This window comes from Ancylomarina sp. 16SWW S1-10-2, from assembly GCF_009669305.1.
In the GTDB taxonomy this organism is placed as follows: Bacteria; Bacteroidota; Bacteroidia; order Bacteroidales; family Marinifilaceae; genus Ancylomarina.
In genome coordinates, this window is sequence record NZ_SADB01000229.1 from 1 (window position 1) to 442 (window position 442).

The 442-nt window shown below is 45.2% G+C and carries 1 protein-coding gene; it reads left to right on the forward strand.

All coding sequences use genetic code 11. The features are described 5' to 3' along the window. Positions 1–73 precede the first annotated feature (73 nt). A complete protein-coding gene (locus EMN46_RS19080) occupies positions 74–367 on the forward strand; it encodes a lambda phage CII family protein (protein ID WP_000251069.1) in 294 nt (97 codons plus the stop codon). Positions 368–442 lie beyond the last annotated feature (75 nt).

Below are 442 nucleotides of genomic sequence, written 5' to 3' on the forward strand. Positions count from 1 at the left end.
TTAAACCACACCTATGGTGTATGCATTTATTTGCATACATTCAATCAATTGTTATCTAAGGAAATACTTACATATGGTTCGTGCAAACAAACGCAACGAGGCTCTACGAATCGAGAGTGCGTTGCTTAACAAAATCGCAATGCTTGGAACTGAGAAGACAGCGGAAGCTGTGGGCGTTGATAAGTCGCAGATCAGCAGGTGGAAGAGGGACTGGATTCCAAAGTTCTCAATGCTGCTTGCTGTTCTTGAATGGGGGGTCGTTGACGACGACATGGCTCGATTGGCGCGACAAGTTGCTGCGATTCTCACCAATAAAAAACGCCCGGCGGCAACCGAGCGTTCTGAACAAATCCAGATGGAGTTCTGAGGTCATTACTGGATCTATCAACAGGAGTCATTATGACAAATACAGCAAAAATACTCAACTTCGGCAGAGGTAACT